Here is a 17100-nt window from a genome sequence, read left to right on the forward strand (position 1 = left end):
CTTTAAAAGCGATTAATAATTACTCCTCCTTCTTCAATAATCCGGCAGCTTCACATACTTCGTGATACCATTCTTCTCCGAATTTCCGGATCAGAGGTTCTCTCAGGAAGCGGTAGAGGGGTACCCCTTCTTTCCTTCCAAGCTTCACGGCCGGTTTGCATATTGACCAACGGTGATAATTGACAGCAGTGAAATCGTTATATTCTGTCAGTCTTATGGGGTAAAGATGGCACGAGACCGGTTTACGGACAGATATCCGTCCTTCCCGGTATGCATTGTCGATGGCACATTTACATACCCCATCGGCATCGAAATAGGTAAATACGCACTCATTTCCATTTACGAGCGAGGTAACCAATTCCCCATCGTAATCTGTATAGGCGATCCCCTGTTTATTGATTACCTCTTGTGCTTTTGGGGAAAGGTCATTCCAGATTTTGGGGAGGATGCTTTCTATATCCTGGAATTCCTCTTTCGTGATGGGCGCTCCTGATTCTCCTTCCACGCAACATTCCCCCTTGCATTTACAAAGGTCGCAAATAAATTGTTCTTCAAATATTTCGTCCGACAGGAGCGTATGTTGAATTTGTATCATTGTTGTTTATTAAATGTTAGAAGTTAGAACTAAAAATTAAGAAGTTGAGAAGTTAAGAAGTTGAGAAGTTTTATCCCCCTAATTATTCAATTTATTAATTACCCTTCTCTCCCACTCTCCCACTTAGGCACCTTTCCACTTTTCCACTTAGGCACCTTTCCACTTCTTAGAATATCCCCAGAACAGTAGGACTGTACACAAGGCGCTGGCAGCAGCGGCGAGGGCAAACCATCCATTCACCGGCATCTCCTCTATTTCCCGCATCCACGAAGTGTTTCCCCAGAAATAATGCATCACAATGATAAAAGCATTATTGATAAAGTGAAACAGGATGGGGATCCAGAGATTCTGAGTGTAAAGGAACAGATATCCCAACAGGGCGCCCAGCAGGAGTCGCGGCAAAAAACCATAGAACTGAAAATGGACCAGGCTGAATACCAGTGCTGTGATCCATACAGCAGCGTGTCCATCAGGGAACTTCTCTTGTATGAATTGCTGTAGCGCTCCACGGAAAAACATCTCCTCCGACACCGCTGCAAACCCTGCGACTACGACCAGGTTCAGGATAAGGCTGCCGATGGTCTTCCCCGACAGCAACAAATCGGTAGTTGCGAGTGCGGCGTCTTCCATGGAACGTAATACCTGTTCCACCCCTCGCATCGGCGCCGGAAGTACAAACCCTTTATTCCATTGGGACAGAAACGAAGCTAAACAATATGAAAATAGGAAAGCAAGCACAGCGAATACCATTTTTCTCCCCATCCGGCTACTGCCTGTCATCTTCAGATAGCCTGCCGGAGAAGGGTGAGTCAATGCGGCAATAAGAAATGCCGGCAAAGCGGTGCCCACTAGCGATTGCATTACTGAACCCACATAAATGGCATTCACTCCGTTCCCGCTGCCCACTGCCGGTATCATCAGAATGAGATTTGTCAGGATACCAGCCGTTATCACACCAATCAACAGAAACAAAAAAAGATAGGCTATCTTGTAGCCCGGTGTAAAAGATGAAAGAACAGGTCTCATTGCCACAGTCATTTAAAGTACAAAGGTAGTACAATAATCCGGTAAAGGAATTACAGCGGGTTCTATAAAATATTTTTTGCAGATTAAAAGAATAACACTAATTTTGCAATCTTATTTTTCAAAATGTTACAATCAGTTGAATTTTACGGACTTTCAACAAAAAACAATCATTTTCACATATTATAATGAAGTCAACACTGAACAAAACGAACGATGTAAATGGAACCATCGTCATTGAACTCGAAAAAGCAGATTACCAGGAGAAGGTAGATAAGTCATTGAATCAATATCGTCAAAGAGCCAATATTCCCGGTTTTCGTCAGGGAAAAGTACCCAAAAGCCTGATCCAGAAATTATATGGAAAAGCAGTATTGGTTGACGAAATCAATAAAATTGTCTCCGACGAAATAGGCAATTTTATTCGTGACAATAAATTAAAAGTACTCGGGGAACCCCTGCCGGCAGATAACCTGGACGAAGAAATTGATCTGGAAAAAGAAGAGGTACTCAAATTTTCATTCGATGTGGCGCTTACTCCCGAATTTGATCTGAATCTCGACAAAAACGTTGAATTGACTTCTTATAAGATACAACTGGAACCGGAACTGTTCGAGCGGCAGATGGATGCCTACAAGCAGAATTACGGTACCTACGTTTCTGTAGAGGAGGAGGCCAAAGATACCGACCTGCTCAAAGGTACACTCGTAGAAATGGATGGTGACAACGAAAAAGAAAATGGCCAGGTAATTGAAAACGCCATCCTGATGCCTTCCTATATTAAGGACGAGGAAACAAAAAACAGTTTTATCGGCGCCAAAGTAGGCGACAGTGTGGTATTTAATCCCAGGAAAGCGTACGACAATAACGAAGCCGAAATAGCCTCTTTACTGCAAACCACTAAAGAGAACGTAGCGGACATTCATTCAGATTTCCGTTTCGACATTAATGAAGTGACCCGGTATAAAGAAGCGGAGATGAACCAGGAATTATTCGACAAAGTATTGGGAGAAGGTACAGCTACAACCGAGGAAGAATTCCGGACCAAAGTAGAAGCCGAGTTGGTGAAACAATTCAACCCGGACGTCGATCACCTTTTCATTCACGAAGCACGTGACATCATTGTAAAGATGATGGAAGAGGTAACATTCCCCGATGAATTGTTGAAACGGTGGTTGCTCGCGGCAGACGAAAAACGTACGGCCGAAGAGATAGAGGAAGATTTTCCGAAAATTCTGGAAGATCTGAAATTCCAGATTGCCAAACAGAAGATCGTGGAAGAGAATGAGATCAAAGTCGAATTTACTGATATCGAAGCACTCGCCACAGAAGTAGCAAGAGCTCAGTTTGCCCAATATGGAATGACGAACCTGCCGGCGGACGTATTGCAGAATTATACCAAAAGCCTGCTTGAAAAAGAAGAGACGGTGCGTAGTCTGTTCGACAGGGCTACAGAAAACAAGCTCATCGACTGGCTGAAAGAAAACGTGACCGTGATCGAAAAAGAGATCACTTCAAAGGATTTCAGTGAACTGATGAGCGGACATATGCACGAACACGGTGAGGGTGAACATGCGGAAGAGCATACTCACGATGAAGAGGTTGTTTCTGACAATATTACTGACACGGAAGAAGAAGCAGATCCAACCGAAAAACCGACAAGAAAAAGAAAAACTTCGACACAAAAATAACTTTCCTCTGAATAACTATTAATTGTTTATCAGGATTTTATTTTGTATTTCGATAATTCGTTATAAATTTGTTATATAATTCTAAAGCGGGAAAGTATACCCGGATGTAAAATTTGGCACTTTGTTTGCAGTGCCCTTATTGATAATGATTAGAATTATACACATCAATAAAAAAATTATGGATAACGATTTTAGAAAATATGCGGTGAAACATCTGGGCATGAATGGCGCCAGATTGGACAGTTACATGAATATCACCAGTCAGGGGGGATATATCTCTCCCACCATCATCGAGGAACGCCAGCTCAACGTAGCACAAATGGATGTTTTTTCACGATTGATGATGGATCGTATCATCTTCCTCGGCACCGCCGTTGACGATTATACGGCCAATGTGATCCAGGCTCAGTTGCTCTATCTCGATTCATCCGATCCGGGAAAGGATATCTCCATCTACATAAACTCACCCGGCGGGTCGGTATATGCAGGATTGGGTATTTATGACACCATGCAGTTTATCTCAAGCGATGTATCTACCATTTGTACCGGTATTGCCGCTTCCATGGCTGCCATACTATTGGTAGCCGGTGCCGAGAAAAAACGGTTTGCCCTCAACCATTCCCGTGTGATGATCCATCAACCGCTGGGAGGCGTACAAGGACAGGCCTCTGACATCGAAATTACCGCCCGTGAAATTGCAAAAATCAAACAGGAACTCTATGCCATCATATCCACCCATTCGGGTAAACCCGTTGAGGATGTGGCCAGGGATTCCGATCGTGACTTTTGGATGACGGCAGCCGAAGCTAAAGAATACGGTATGGTAGATGACGTCCTGACAAAAAAAAATAAATAATGGCAAAAAAGGCGAATAGTAGCAATCATTGTAGTTTCTGCGGAAGAAGTGAGCAGGAGGTAAATCTGCTCATTTCGGGTATGACCGGCTTTATCTGCGATATGTGCGCCGAACAGGCACATGAAATTGTGAACGACTCGTTCCAAAGCAATAAGAAGTCGGACGTAGGCCTCACCCTTTCCTCTCTCCCCAAACCTGCGCAGATCAAGGAGTTTTTAGACCAGTATGTGATTAAACAGGATAGTGCGAAACGCTTTCTGTCCGTATCGGTCTACAACCATTATAAACGTATCTTGCAAAAGAATACCAAAGACGATGTGGAGATTGAAAAATCGAACATCATCATGGTGGGAGCAACCGGTACAGGAAAAACATTGCTGGCCAGGACCATTGCAAAGTTGCTGCAGGTTCCCTTTACTATTGTGGATGCTACGGTGCTTACCGAAGCCGGATATGTGGGAGAGGATATTGAAAGTATTCTCACCCGCCTGCTTCAGGTTGCCGATTACAATGTGAATGCCGCGGAAAGGGGGATCGTTTTTATTGATGAGATCGATAAGATCGCCCGCAAAAGTGACAATCCTTCCATTACCCGCGATGTGAGTGGTGAAGGAGTACAACAGGGATTACTGAAACTCCTTGAGGGTTCGGTGGTAAATGTACCGCCCCAGGGAGGCAGAAAACATCCGGAGCAAAGGATGATCGCCGTAAATACAAAAAACATATTGTTTATTTGTGGGGGTGCTTTCGACGGGATAGAGAAAAAAATCGCTCAACGACTTAATACACGTGTGGTAGGTTATGCTGCCAGCAGTCAGACTTCAGTAATAGACCGGAACAACCTGATGAAGTATATCACTCCGCTCGACCTGAAGTCGTTCGGACTGATACCGGAGATCATCGGGCGACTTCCTATCCTCACCTACCTGGAACCGCTTGACAGGGATGCATTGCTCCGGATATTGGTAGAACCCAAAAACTCGATCATCAAACAGTATCAGAAATTGTTTGAGATGGATAATGTAGCACTCACTTTCGACCAGGGCGCTTACGAATACATCGTCGATAAGGCGATTGAGTTTAAACTGGGAGCACGCGGACTGCGTTCTATCGTAGAAGCCATCATGATCGAAGCTATGTTCACTCTTCCCTCTTCAGGTGAGAAGAAAAAAATGCACGTTACCCGCGAATATGCTACCCACCAGTTGGAAAATTCAGACCTCCATCATTTAAGAGTAGCCTGACAGAGACTTCATTCGCGACATATAGGAACTCCGGCCGGTGAAAGCCGGTTGCGTGTGAATCAAAAAAACGCATGTTCAGCCTGCGTTTTTTTATGTGTTCACCATCCGTTCTTTATTGAATTATAGAGGATTTACAGCACAACCACAAATATTCATTTTGTATTACTATAAATCTTATTTGGAAATATAAAATACTTTCCTAAATTTGTGCTTGCCTTTCAAAGAAGGCCGATTTGATTACAGAGTGATTTGCTCAATGGAAAAACAAGATTTATTATACAAAGGTTTAAAAGAATATTTCGGGTTCGATACTTTTAAAGGTAACCAGGAGGCTATAATCGGGAGTATCTTATCCGGAAAAGACACTTTTGTATTGATGCCTACCGGTGGTGGAAAATCTCTCTGCTACCAACTCCCTGCGTTGCTGATGGAAGGGACGGCGATTGTCATTTCACCGCTTATTGCACTGATGAAGAATCAGGTGGACGCCATGCGTAACTACAGTGAAGAGAACGGCATTGCCCATTTCCTGAATTCGTCACTGAATAAGCAGGAGATTGAGGAAGTAAAAAGAGATGTGCTTTCCGGCAAGACCAAAATGCTGTATGTAGCGCCTGAATCGCTTACCAAAGCCGAAAATGTGGAATTTCTCCGGAACATTCCTATTTCATTCTATGCTGTGGATGAAGCACATTGTATTTCTGAATGGGGGCATGATTTCCGGCCGGAATACCGGCGCATAAGGCCTATCATCAGTGAAATCAGCATGCGTCCCATCATCACTTTAACTGCCACAGCCACCCCAAAGGTACAGCACGACATACAGAAGAATCTCGGGATGACCGATGCGGCTGTATTCAAATCATCCTTTAACCGTCCTAATCTCTATTATGAGGTCCGTAACAAGACCGAACAAATAGACAGGGAGATTATCAAGTATATTCTTTCCCAGGGGAAGAAATCAGGAATTGTCTATTGCCTGAGCAGAAAGAAAGTAGACGATTTTGCAGAGATACTGCAAGCAAACGACATAAGGGCATTGCCTTACCACGCCGGAATGGATGCGGCCACACGCAGCTATAACCAGGATGCTTTTCTCATGGAGAAAGTAGATGTGATCGTAGCTACTATCGCCTTTGGCATGGGGATCGATAAACCCGACGTCCGCTATGTGATTCATTACGACATCCCCAAAAGCCTTGAAGGCTATTACCAGGAAACCGGCCGTGCAGGACGCGATGGTGGTGAGGGCAAATGTATCGCATTTTATTCAGAAAAAGACCTGCAGAAACTGGAACGGTTCATGCAGGGGAAACCGGTCTCGGAACAGGAGATCGGAAAACAACTGCTGCTGGAAACAGCCGCTTATGCTGAGACATCCGTATGCCGGAGGAAAGTGCTGTTGCACTACTTTGGCGAAGAGTATAACGAACCGAATTGTGAACATTGTGACAACTGTTTAAATCCCAAGAAGAAAGTGGAAGCAAAAGAGTTACTTATTACTGTATTGGAGGCGATTACCGCTCTCAAAGAAAAACAAAAAGCCGATTATCTTATAAATTTCCTTATTGGAAAAGAATCATCCGATATAGAGACATACGGGCATAACGAACTGGAGGAATTCGGATCGGGCGCTGATGAAGAAGAAAGCACCTGGGAAGTAGTTATCCGCCAGGCAATGCTGGATAACTATCTGAAAAAAGATATCGAGAACTACGGCATTCTTAAGATCACCAAAAAAGGAAAAGATTTCATTAAAAATCCGGTCTCTTTCAAGATAACAAAAGAAGATGAAGATGAGGATAATATGGCTGATCCGGAAAGTGATGATTCAGATGTTATTTCTGCCGGTGGAAGCGGTGGAGCTGCCGATCCTGTACTTTTCTCTATGATGAAAGACCTGAGGAAAAAATTATCGAAGAAATTGAACGTTCCTCCTTACGTCATTTTCCAGCCCTCGTCGCTCGAGGCTATGGCCACGTCGTACCCTATTACGCTGGAAGAACTTCAAAATATTCCCGGGGTGGGTGCAGGAAAAGCAAAGCGCTACGGCAAAGAATTCGTCGATTTGATAAAGAAACACGTGGAGGAAAACGACATTACCCGTCCTGAGGATCTCCGCGTAAAGACAGTCGCCAATAAATCGAAACTAAAAGTATCCATCGTACAGGCAATCGACAGGAAAGTGGCGCTCGACGATCTGGCGGAATCAAAAGGTATCGATTTCAATGAAATGCTGACAGAAGTGGAAGCAATCGTTTACTCAGGTACCAAAATCAATATCGATTATTTCCTTAACGAGGTGATGGATCAGGATGTACTACAGGACGTATATTCCTATTTCAAAGAAGCGGAAACCGATGATCTGGAAAAAGCCCAGGAAGAGTTGCCGGATTATACTGAGACAGAAATTCGTTTAGTGCGTATCAAATTTTTCTCCGATATGGCGAATTAAGTGCCTAAGTGATTAAGTGGGTAGGTGCCTAAGCGGTTAAACTATTTCATACAGGTATTCGTTATTAAGAAGGAAGCTTGTGAGTGAAATCTAAATAAAACAAGCGTATGCAATATTTACAATATATAAACAGTCCCGATGACCTGAAGAAACTCAGCATAGACCAACTGGAAACAGTTTGCAGCGAACTGCGGGAATTCATCATCGAACAGCTCTCCCACAACCCGGGTCATTTTGGATCCAGCCTCGGGACGGTGGAGCTGACAGTGGCACTGCATTATTTATATAACACTCCCTACGACCGGCTTGTCTGGGATGTAGGGCATCAAGCCTACGGGCATAAGATCCTGACCGGCCGTCGCGATAGATTTTCAACCAACCGTAAACTGGGCGGTCTTTCGGGATTTACAAACCCTAAAGAGAGTGAATATGACACTTTTGTTGCCGGTCATGCATCCACTTCTATCTCGGCAGCATTGGGTATGGCTGTAGCGGCTAATCTTCGCGGGGAATTAAACCGCCATATCGTAGCCATCATCGGCGACGGTTCGATGACCGGCGGATTGGCATACGAAGGGATCAATAACGCCTGTTCGCAACCCAATAACCTGTTGATCATCCTCAACGACAATGATATGTCGATTGATAGTAATGTGGGAGGGATGCAGGACTACTTAGTGAAACTAACCACATCCGCAAAATACAATAAGGTAAGGAATAATATTTACCAAGGGTTCAAGAAACGGAATCTTATTTCTGAAAGTAGCAAGAATCTTGTCCTGAGATTTAACAACAGCGTCAAATCCTTGATAACAAAGGAGCAAAACCTGTTCGAGGGATTCAATATCCGCTACTTCGGTCCGGTGGATGGGCACGACCTGCCGGGATTGATCCGCATACTCCGCAACATCAAAGACATGCAGGGGCCAAAGCTGCTCCATATCAAGACTGTCAAAGGCAAAGGATTCAAACCGGCTGAAAAATCGGCCACCATCTGGCATTCACCGGGTCTTTTCAATAAAGATACCGGCGAACGGATCGTAAAAAATAATGCAAATCAGCCCCAGGCTTATCAGGACGTCTTCGGGCACACCCTCGTAGAGATGGCTGAGAAAAACGAAAAAATTGTAGGAGTGACGCCGGCCATGCCCACCGGCTGTTCAATGTGTTTTATGGCGGATAAGTTTCCTGACAGGACTTTCGACGTCGGTATTGCCGAGGCGCATGCCGTTACATTCTCCGCCGGTATGGCAAAGGAGGGGTTGATCCCATTCTGTAATATATATTCGTCGTTTATGCAGCGGGCATACGACCAGGTAATCCATGATGTGGCACTACAAAAACTGAAAGTGATCTTCTGTCTCGACAGGGCAGGATTAGTGGGACCCGACGGTCCTACTCATCATGGTGTATTCGATCTGGCTTATCTCCGTCCTATACCCAACCTGATCATCTCATCCCCCTATAATGAACATGAGTTGCGCAATCTGATGTATACAGGTGTATATGGAAATGACGGTCCTTTTGCCATCCGATATCCCCGTGGACAGGGTGAAATAATCGAATGGAAGAATGAACCTCACATCATCCCCATCGGCAAGGGGAGAAAATTAAGAAGAGGAAAAGACATAGCCCTCCTCTCTATCGGTCCTATCGGAAACAGTGCTGCAAGGGCTATCGACGAAGCCGAAGAATCAGGCATCGGCGTAGCGCACTATGATATGGTATTCCTCAAACCCATTGATGAAGCGTTGCTGCATAAAGTGGCACGTAAATTTAAATATATAATCACCGTGGAAGATGGAGTCAGTAAGGGTGGTTTAGGAAGTGCAGTCCTCGAATTTCTTTCGGAAAACGACTATACCGACGTGCACCTGCACCGGATAGGTATTCCTGATGAATTTGTCACCCATGGATCTGTCAGTGAACTACAACATATCACCGGAATCGATAAAAAAGGAATTCTGGAACAGATTATCCATATATACAAGGAAAGTAAAGGTAATCATGCACATCTACAACCGCCGCATAACAGCATAAGTCCTGTTATACAAATACATAACCGTTAAGATAGAGAATCATTAACTGCAAAAGATGCAATGAAGATTTTAATAGCAGGTGCGGGCGCAGTCGGAACCCATCTGGCGAAACTTCTCGGGCAGGAAAATCACGACATAACATTGATCGATGACGACAAGGACCGGCTTGCCATCATACGCGACAACAGCGATATACTGACCTATATTGGAAGTTGCACGTCAATTAAGGATCTTACCGAAGCGGGAGCTACCAATGCCGATCTCTATGTCGGTGTAACTCCGGAAGAATCCAGGAATATTACTTCCTGTATGCTCGCATCCAATTTAGGAGCGAAGAGAACGCTTGCACGGATAGATAATTACGAATACCTGTTACCCAAAAATAAAGATTTTTTTGAGAAGCTGGGCATCCACTCCATGATCTATCCCGAATTGATAGCAGCAAGGGAGATCGCCATGTCGCTTAAAACTCCATGGGCCCGTTTCTGGTGGGAGCTATGTAACGGAACAGTGATCATTGCCGCCGCCAAAGTGAGGGAAAATGCGCCCATCGTCAATACATACCTGTACGATCTTGTAAAAACAGAGAAACGGTTCCATATGGTAGCCATCAAGCGCAATTCAAGCACTCTTATACCCAAAGGGAGTGACCAGATATTGCCCGACGACATCCTCTATTTTAGCACCCTGAGGAAGTATATCGATTCTCTGCCGGAACTGTTCGGGAAAAAATCGTTCGAAACCAGGAAAGTTATGTTCATGGGAGGCAGCCGCATCACGATGCGTACCATACAACAACTGCCGCAAAACATCAGTATAAAAGTTATTGAGCAGGACAGGGAGCGTGCCCAGGCACTGGTTGAGATGGCTCCCTCCAACGTGACCGTTTTCGTGGAAGATGGAAGGAACGCCGAATTCCTGCTTCGGGAAAGTATCGCCGACACCGATGCGTTTCTCGCCCTTACCGGCAATTCCGAGGCCAATATCCTGGGATGTATAATGGCCAAACAGTATGGCGTAAAAAGGACGGTTGCCGAAGTGGAAAACATCGATTATATTGCGATGGCGGAAAGGTTCGATATAGGCACGGTGATCAATAAAAAGTTGATTGCCGCCAGCAAGATCTATGAATTATTGCTGAAAGCCGATGCTTCCAATATAAAGAGCCTTACCGTTGCCGACGCCAATGTGGGAGAAGTCATCGCCAAACCCAATTCCAAAGTGACAAAAAAACTGATAAGGAACCTCAACCTCCCACCCGATATTACTTTTGCGGCGCTTATCAGAAACGGTGAACCGATGTTGGTGGATGGAGACACGCTTATTGAGCCATATGACCAGGTGGTGGTCTTCTTCCTCAATAAATCACTGAAAGTAATCGAGAAGCTGTTTAACTAATATGAGACCTTTATCACCGGCTTCCATCACCGGGAAATAAAAACATGAAGAGATTTAACTATCAATTCGTATTAAGCACTATTGGTCTGCTCCTGATCATTGAAGCGGTCTTCATGCTCCTTTCCGCACTGGTAGGTGAGTATTACAACGAAACAGCTGTAAAGAGTATCTATTTTTCGGCAGTAATCTGTTTCTGCACAGGGGCACTCATCACTTTTATGGTGAGAAAACGCAGACGTACAACAGGAAACCTCACCAAGCGGGAGGTATTCCTTACCGTCTCACTTTCCTGGCTGGTGATGGCATTGTTCGGTACGCTCCCCTACCTGTTCAGTGGTGCCATCCCTTCTTTCACGAACGCTTTTTTTGAGAATATGTGCGGTTTTACCACTACGGGGAGCTCTACCCTGGTCAATATCGAAGCATTTCCCAAATCACTCCATTTCTGGCGCAGCTTCACGCAATGGATCGGAGGAATCGGGATCATCATCTTCGTACTCTCTTTTATGCCTATCTTCGGTGGGATTTCGAGCCAGTTCTATGAAGCAGAAGCCACCGGTATCGCTGAAGACCAGTTCCGGCCCCGTATCCGTGAAATCACCAAACAGATGTCATTGACATATCTTGGCCTCACCATTCTCGGATTTTTCTTTCTCTGGGCCGGTCCTATGGATGCGTTCGATGCTGCTTGCCATACCCTCACAGCCATCTCTACAGGCGGATTCTCTACGAAACAGGCCAGTATAGCCTTTTTCAATTCTCCTTATACAGAATATGTAATCACACTGCTCATGTTCCTGGGCGGCACTAACTTCCTTCTTATTTCAACGCTTGTCACACGTTTTAAACCCACAATTTTCAAGGATGAAGAGTTCAAATGGTATTTCCTGATCATCATTCTTTTCACCGTGGGAATTACAATCGCTCTTTTGGCTACAGGGCGAATGAATGACATAGAACAAACATTCCGGACAGTATTTTTCCAGGTCGTTGCGGCTGTCACCACTACCGGATTTGCCACAGCCGATTTCCAGTTGTGGGGGTCTGCCTACTGGCTTCTTTTCCTGGTGATGATCCTCTTTTGCGGAAGTGAAGGTTCTACATCGGGCGGTATGAAGATATCCCGTCTGATCGCCCTTTCCAAAAATGCATTGCTGGTCTTCAAGCGTCAGGTACACCCCAACGCCCTCTATGTGGTAAAGATAAACAAGAAAGTGATTACGGGAGAGACTCTCTCTCGGCTGTTTGCCTTTGTCTTCCTGTATGTATCCATTACGGTCATCAGTGCCGTTATTTTGGGCCTTAACGGGATGAACTTCGAAGAATCGATCGGCGTTTCATTATCCTCCATCAGCAACTACGGCTTCGGATTAGGTTCTTATGGTCCCAGCGGCACATTTGAATCAGCCACACCGTTTATGAAATATTATCTCAGTTTCCTTATGCTGGTAGGGCGTCTTGAGATATTTACCGTACTCTCGTTATTTGTTCCCGGTTTCTGGAAAAGGTGAAAAAACTAAATATCCACTTTTCACTTTTAGTTCTTAAAGAAGATCGTATCGTCTATCGCGTCGATGGTAATCGGTTTAGTCTTGTCCACTTTCCCGGCGAGCAGATCCTTGGAGAGTTGGTTCAGCACTTTCCGCTGGATCAACCGTTTCACCGGACGGGCCCCGAATTCAGGATCAAAACCGGCTACTGAAATACTTCTGACCGCTTCATCGGTGTATCTCAACACTATGCCGTTTTCCAACAACATTTTCCCTACGCCATCGAGTTGAATGCGGACAATCTGTTCGATCTCATCCTCCTTCAGCGGGGCAAACATGATGATATCATCAATCCTGTTCAGGAATTCCGGGCGGATTGTTCTTTTCAGCATATCCATCACCAGATTGCGGGTATTATAGATGATCTCCTCACGGTTCGAAGGAGTGATCCTTTCGAAATTCTCACGGATCAAGTTCGATCCCATGTTAGAAGTCATGATGATGATGGTATTCTTGAAGTTCACCACCCTACCCTTGTTGTCGGTCAACCGTCCATCGTCCAGCACCTGCAGGAGGATATTGAACACATCCGGATGGGCCTTTTCAATCTCATCGAACAATACCACTGAATAAGGTTTTCGGCGGATGGCTTCGGTGAGTTGTCCACCTTCATCATAGCCTACATATCCGGGAGGCGCACCAATCAATCGCGTAGCGCTGAATTTCTCCTGGTATTCGCTCATATCGATACGGGTCATCATATTTTCGTCATCGAACAGGTATTCGGCCAATGCTTTCGCCAATTCGGTTTTTCCCACTCCCGTGGTACCCAGAAAAATGAAAGAGCCGACCGGCCGTTTCGGGTCACTCAACCCGGCGCGGTTACGACGCACGGCATCTGCCACGGCAGTGATGGCTTCATCCTGGCCGACCACCCGCTTATGAAGTTCGTCTTCGAGATGAAGCAGTTTCTCCCGTTCGCTCTGCATCATCTTGCTTACGGGAATACCCGTCCACCGCGATACCACATCGGCAATATCTTCCGCGTCCACTTCTTCCTTGATCATCGCACGGCCACCCTGGCGTTCGTGTAACTGCTGTTGCAGCGCTTCTATCTCGCTTTCCTTCTCCTTGATCGTTCCGTAGCGCAACTCGGCCACCTTGCCGTAATCGCCTTCACGTTCGGCACGTTCTGCCTCGAACTTGGCATTTTCAATATCAATCTTGTCTTGTTGTATTTTATTGATGATCTCTTTTTCGGATTGCCATTTGGCTTTGTATTCCGATTCCTCCGCCTTCAGGTCTTCGATCTGCCTGGTAAGCAACTCCTCTTTCTGGGTATCGTTTTCACGACGTATTGCTTCACGTTCTATCTCCAACTGCTTGATCTTGCGCATGATTTCATCCAGCTCTTCTGGAACGGAGTCTACCTCCATACGCAGTTTGGCAGCCGCCTCGTCCATCAGGTCGATTGCCTTGTCGGGCAGGAACCGGTCGGTGATATAACGGCTTGAAAGTTGTACGGCGGCAATAATCGCTTCGTCTTTGATACGCACCTTATGGTGGTTTTCATACCGCTCTTTCAACCCACGGAGGATCGAGATGCTGTCCGATTCACTCGGTTCATCCACCATCACCGTCTGGAAACGGCGTTCCAACGCTTTATCCTTCTCGAAATATTTCTGGTACTCATCCAGTGTGGTAGCTCCAATAGCGCGCAGCTCACCACGCGCCAACGCCGGTTTCAGGATATTGGCTGCATCCATCGCTCCTTCGCTCTTTCCGGCACCGACTAATGTATGGATTTCATCGATGAAAAGGATAATCTCCCCTTCCGACTTCACCACTTCGTTGATTACCGATTTCAACCGCTCCTCGAATTCACCCTTGTATTTCGCACCGGCAATCAGTGCTCCCATATCCAGAGAGTATATCTGTTTGCTTTTGAGGTTTTCCGGCACATCACCCCGCACGATACGGTATGCCAACCCTTCTGCAATGGCCGTCTTACCCGTTCCCGGCTCACCGATAAGGATAGGATTGTTCTTGGTACGCCGGCTCAGTATCTGCAGCACACGGCGGATCTCCTCATCCCTCCCGATCACCGGATCGAGTTTACCGTTACGCGCCCGTTCCGTAAGGTTCACCGCATATTTGCCCAGCGACTGGTAAGTATCTTCCGCCGACTGGCTGGTCACCTTTTCCCCCTTGCGCAGGTCCTGTATGGCCGCCTGCAACTGGTTCAGCGAGATGCCCGCATCTTTCATCATCTGCGAAGCACTGTTCTTTTCATCCAGTATCGCCAACAGCAGATGTTCCAGCGACACGAACTGGTCGCCCATCTTGCTGGTGAAACCGGTAGCTTTCTGGAACACCGCATTCGTCTCCCGGCTCAACATCGGCTCGCCCCCGGATACACGAGGAAACGACTCGATCTCCTTATCGAGCACCCTCTCCAGGTTTTGGGGATTCACACCCAGTTTCTGGAACAAAAAACCGGTTACATTTTCACCCACCATCATCACTCCTTTGAGCAGGTGGGCCGGCTCAATCATCTGCTGGCTGTTGCCCTGCGCCAAGTCAATCGCCTTCTGTACCGCCTCCTGCGCTTTTATTGTAAAATTATTAAAGTTCATATATATTGTCTCCTTTCTTTTCTTATTGATAAACGTGACAACCAGTTAAAAGTTCCACATATTATTGGATGGGGAGATCCAAACCTGCCTCACGTTATTTCTATCATAGTGTCGTCAAAATCTTTGCCAAAGCATGCAATATGACTTTTTGGCAGGAGCGATCATATACGCCACGGCCAAAAGGGAATTTGTCCATACCGTTTTTCATCTATTTGTGTTACTCGGTCTGGCAAGCCATATTTATGCAGCCTGGCTTATTCCGCTATACATATTCTTACAGTGAATCGAGCGGACTTTTTATTTTTGACTTCGACAGGTCGGTCACGTGTGTATAGATTTCGGTCGTTTTAACAGATTGGTGGCCAAGCAAATCTTTGATAAAACGTATATCTGTACCGGTTTCCAACAGGTGTGTGGCATAACTGTGGCGCAGCCCATGTATGCCGATTTGTTTTTTGATTCCAGCCTTTTTTAATCCCGATTTAAAAACTTGTTGGGCACTCCGGATGGAATATTGCCCTCCATCCTGTCCTTCGAAGAAATATATTTTAGGACGATAGTCCTTATAATAACTTCGCATATCTTCAAGTACTGATTCCGGGAGGGGAACCACACGGTCTTTTTTCCCTTTACCCTGTTCTATTCGGACTAACATGGCGGTACTGTCGATATCCGAAATTTTCAGGCTGACCAGTTCGCTGACACGTAACCCCATACCATAAGCAAGTTTCAACATCAGTTTATGTTTCGGATTTTGGGTAACTTCAATAATTTTTTGCACTTCTTTCTTATTGAGCATTTTTGGAAGTGTCTGCGGTTTTTTGGGACGTGGAATATCAAAGAACATTTTCTCGCGGTGTAACACTTGTTCATAGTAGAATTTTATTGCGTTGATACGGCTATGGATTTCACTTTCCGACAATTTCAGTGTCCGGTGACAATAAAGAAAATAACCACGTAACCGATCAGGAGTAAGCTCATTGACCGGATACGATTTAAGGATGTACAGCAATTGAGCAAATTCCAATGTATAGGTTCTAAGCGTATTTTCGCTGTATCCTTTCAGTATTATCTGTTCCTGAAACCGTTTTAGAGCTGGTAGGTTTTTAGCATGAATTTTGCTCAGTACTTCTTTACCGGCAATCACCGGCTTCAAACCAAATAACTCACGATAATATCGGTTATCGGTAACATACCATGATTTCTTCGATGCCGACCATCTTGCTTTTGTATGATTGCGCAGATAGGAGATAAGTTGGTTGTCTTTTTCGAACCTAATCCAAATCACCTGCTTGCCGTTATATTCACCCGGCTCAAAATGATATCTTTTATCTCTAAAATCCATAACTGCGTATTTCAGATATGTTAAACATCCACTTTTAAATCTCTGTTGGAGTTGAAAGATAGTATAATAATTCGAAATACGCAACAAAATATCTGTTTTCAATCAACTGATTCACATAGATGTAAAACCCATTTTAATTTTTATTGAAACAAATGATTGTTTTTTAATATTATTGCGTATATTTGTGCGTTAGCGGCAAGCATAAACCAACACCGTACAAAGAATGAACCCTCTCATAAAACAACTTAAAAAATACGGAAATCTGACCTCTGAAATCGAAACAGAACTTAACGAAAAAATTAAAAGTCTGATAAAACAAAAAGGCGAT

Annotated in this window: 11 protein-coding genes; 7 read left to right on the forward strand and 4 right to left on the reverse strand. The window is 45.0% G+C overall.

The genetic code is table 11. The annotated features are described in order from the left end of the window. Nucleotides 1–19: 19 nt before the first annotated feature. Together ABV001_RS02035 and ABV001_RS02040 are read right to left on the reverse strand one after the other, a co-directional pair. Nucleotides 20–595, reverse strand: a complete 576-nt coding sequence (locus tag ABV001_RS02035; protein ID WP_352421273.1) for a DUF3109 family protein — start codon at nucleotides 593–595, stop codon at nucleotides 20–22. A gap of 147 nt (nucleotides 596–742) precedes the next feature. Next, nucleotides 743–1621: a CPBP family intramembrane glutamic endopeptidase gene (locus ABV001_RS02040; RefSeq protein WP_352421274.1), complete on the reverse strand. Its 879-nt coding sequence runs from the start codon at nucleotides 1619–1621 to the stop codon at nucleotides 743–745. 185 nt (nucleotides 1622–1806) lie between these two features. Between ABV001_RS02040 and tig the strand changes: the two genes are divergently transcribed. The 7 genes from tig to ABV001_RS02075 all read left to right on the forward strand — a co-directional run bounded on the left by tig (nucleotide 1807) and on the right by ABV001_RS02075 (nucleotide 12812). After that, nucleotides 1807–3309, forward strand: coding sequence for a trigger factor (gene tig / locus ABV001_RS02045; protein WP_352421275.1), 1503 nt, complete (start codon nucleotides 1807–1809; stop codon nucleotides 3307–3309). 178 nt (nucleotides 3310–3487) lie between these two features. Beyond that, nucleotides 3488–4165, forward strand: a complete 678-nt coding sequence (clpP, locus tag ABV001_RS02050; RefSeq protein ID WP_323423159.1) for an ATP-dependent Clp endopeptidase proteolytic subunit ClpP — start codon at nucleotides 3488–3490, stop codon at nucleotides 4163–4165. Further along, the gene (gene clpX, locus ABV001_RS02055; protein ID WP_352421276.1) at nucleotides 4165–5409 is read left to right on the forward strand and encodes an ATP-dependent Clp protease ATP-binding subunit ClpX; all 1245 of its coding nucleotides are present in this window, start codon (nucleotides 4165–4167) and stop codon (nucleotides 5407–5409) included. Before clpP ends, clpX begins: the two co-directional genes overlap by 1 nt. Before the next feature lie 256 nt (nucleotides 5410–5665). Then, nucleotides 5666–7864 carry a DNA helicase RecQ gene (gene recQ, locus ABV001_RS02060; RefSeq protein ID WP_352421277.1) on the forward strand — a complete coding sequence of 733 codons (2199 nt, stop codon included), beginning with the start codon at nucleotides 5666–5668 and terminating at the stop codon, nucleotides 7862–7864. Nucleotides 7865–7971: 107 nt separating this feature from the next. Then, nucleotides 7972–9933 carry a 1-deoxy-D-xylulose-5-phosphate synthase gene (gene dxs / locus ABV001_RS02065; protein ID WP_352421278.1) on the forward strand — a complete coding sequence of 654 codons (1962 nt, stop codon included), beginning with the start codon at nucleotides 7972–7974 and terminating at the stop codon, nucleotides 9931–9933. Nucleotides 9934–9963: 30 nt separating this feature from the next. Beyond that, nucleotides 9964–11301: a Trk system potassium transporter TrkA gene (gene trkA, locus ABV001_RS02070; protein WP_352421279.1), complete on the forward strand. Its 1338-nt coding sequence runs from the start codon at nucleotides 9964–9966 to the stop codon at nucleotides 11299–11301. 44 nt (nucleotides 11302–11345) lie between these two features. Continuing rightward, nucleotides 11346–12812: a TrkH family potassium uptake protein gene (locus tag ABV001_RS02075; protein ID WP_352421280.1), complete on the forward strand. Its 1467-nt coding sequence runs from the start codon at nucleotides 11346–11348 to the stop codon at nucleotides 12810–12812. A gap of 26 nt (nucleotides 12813–12838) precedes the next feature. On the opposite strand, the gene clpB is transcribed toward ABV001_RS02075, so the two are convergent. After that, entirely contained in the window at nucleotides 12839–15427 is a 2589-nt protein-coding gene (gene clpB / locus ABV001_RS02080; RefSeq protein WP_352421281.1) for an ATP-dependent chaperone ClpB, read from the reverse strand. A 274-nt stretch (nucleotides 15428–15701) separates the two neighbouring features. Then, nucleotides 15702–16772, reverse strand: a complete 1071-nt coding sequence (locus ABV001_RS02085; protein ID WP_294083405.1) for a tyrosine-type recombinase/integrase — start codon at nucleotides 16770–16772, stop codon at nucleotides 15702–15704. Nucleotides 16773–17100 lie beyond the last annotated feature (328 nt).

Origin of the sequence: Proteiniphilum sp., assembly GCF_040307845.1 — a bacterium.
In the GTDB taxonomy this organism is placed as follows: Bacteria; Bacteroidota; Bacteroidia; order Bacteroidales; family Dysgonomonadaceae; genus Proteiniphilum.

Excerpts from the sequence above, each read along its gene's own strand:
- ABV001_RS02035 (WP_352421273.1), bottom strand. The coding sequence starts at position 595 with ATGATACAAATTCAACATACGCTCCTGTCGGACGAAATATTTGAAGAA.
- ABV001_RS02040 (WP_352421274.1), bottom strand. The coding sequence starts at position 1,621 with ATGAGACCTGTTCTTTCATCTTTTACACCGGGCTACAAGATAGCCTAT.
- tig (WP_352421275.1), top strand. The coding sequence starts at position 1,807 with ATGAAGTCAACACTGAACAAAACGAACGATGTAAATGGAACCATCGTC.
- clpP (WP_323423159.1), top strand. The coding sequence starts at position 3,488 with ATGGATAACGATTTTAGAAAATATGCGGTGAAACATCTGGGCATGAAT.
- clpX (WP_352421276.1), top strand. The coding sequence starts at position 4,165 with ATGGCAAAAAAGGCGAATAGTAGCAATCATTGTAGTTTCTGCGGAAGA.
- recQ (WP_352421277.1), top strand. The coding sequence starts at position 5,666 with ATGGAAAAACAAGATTTATTATACAAAGGTTTAAAAGAATATTTCGGG.
- dxs (WP_352421278.1), top strand. The coding sequence starts at position 7,972 with ATGCAATATTTACAATATATAAACAGTCCCGATGACCTGAAGAAACTC.
- trkA (WP_352421279.1), top strand. The coding sequence starts at position 9,964 with ATGAAGATTTTAATAGCAGGTGCGGGCGCAGTCGGAACCCATCTGGCG.
- ABV001_RS02075 (WP_352421280.1), top strand. The coding sequence starts at position 11,346 with ATGAAGAGATTTAACTATCAATTCGTATTAAGCACTATTGGTCTGCTC.
- clpB (WP_352421281.1), bottom strand. The coding sequence starts at position 15,427 with ATGAACTTTAATAATTTTACAATAAAAGCGCAGGAGGCGGTACAGAAG.
- ABV001_RS02085 (WP_294083405.1), bottom strand. The coding sequence starts at position 16,772 with ATGGATTTTAGAGATAAAAGATATCATTTTGAGCCGGGTGAATATAAC.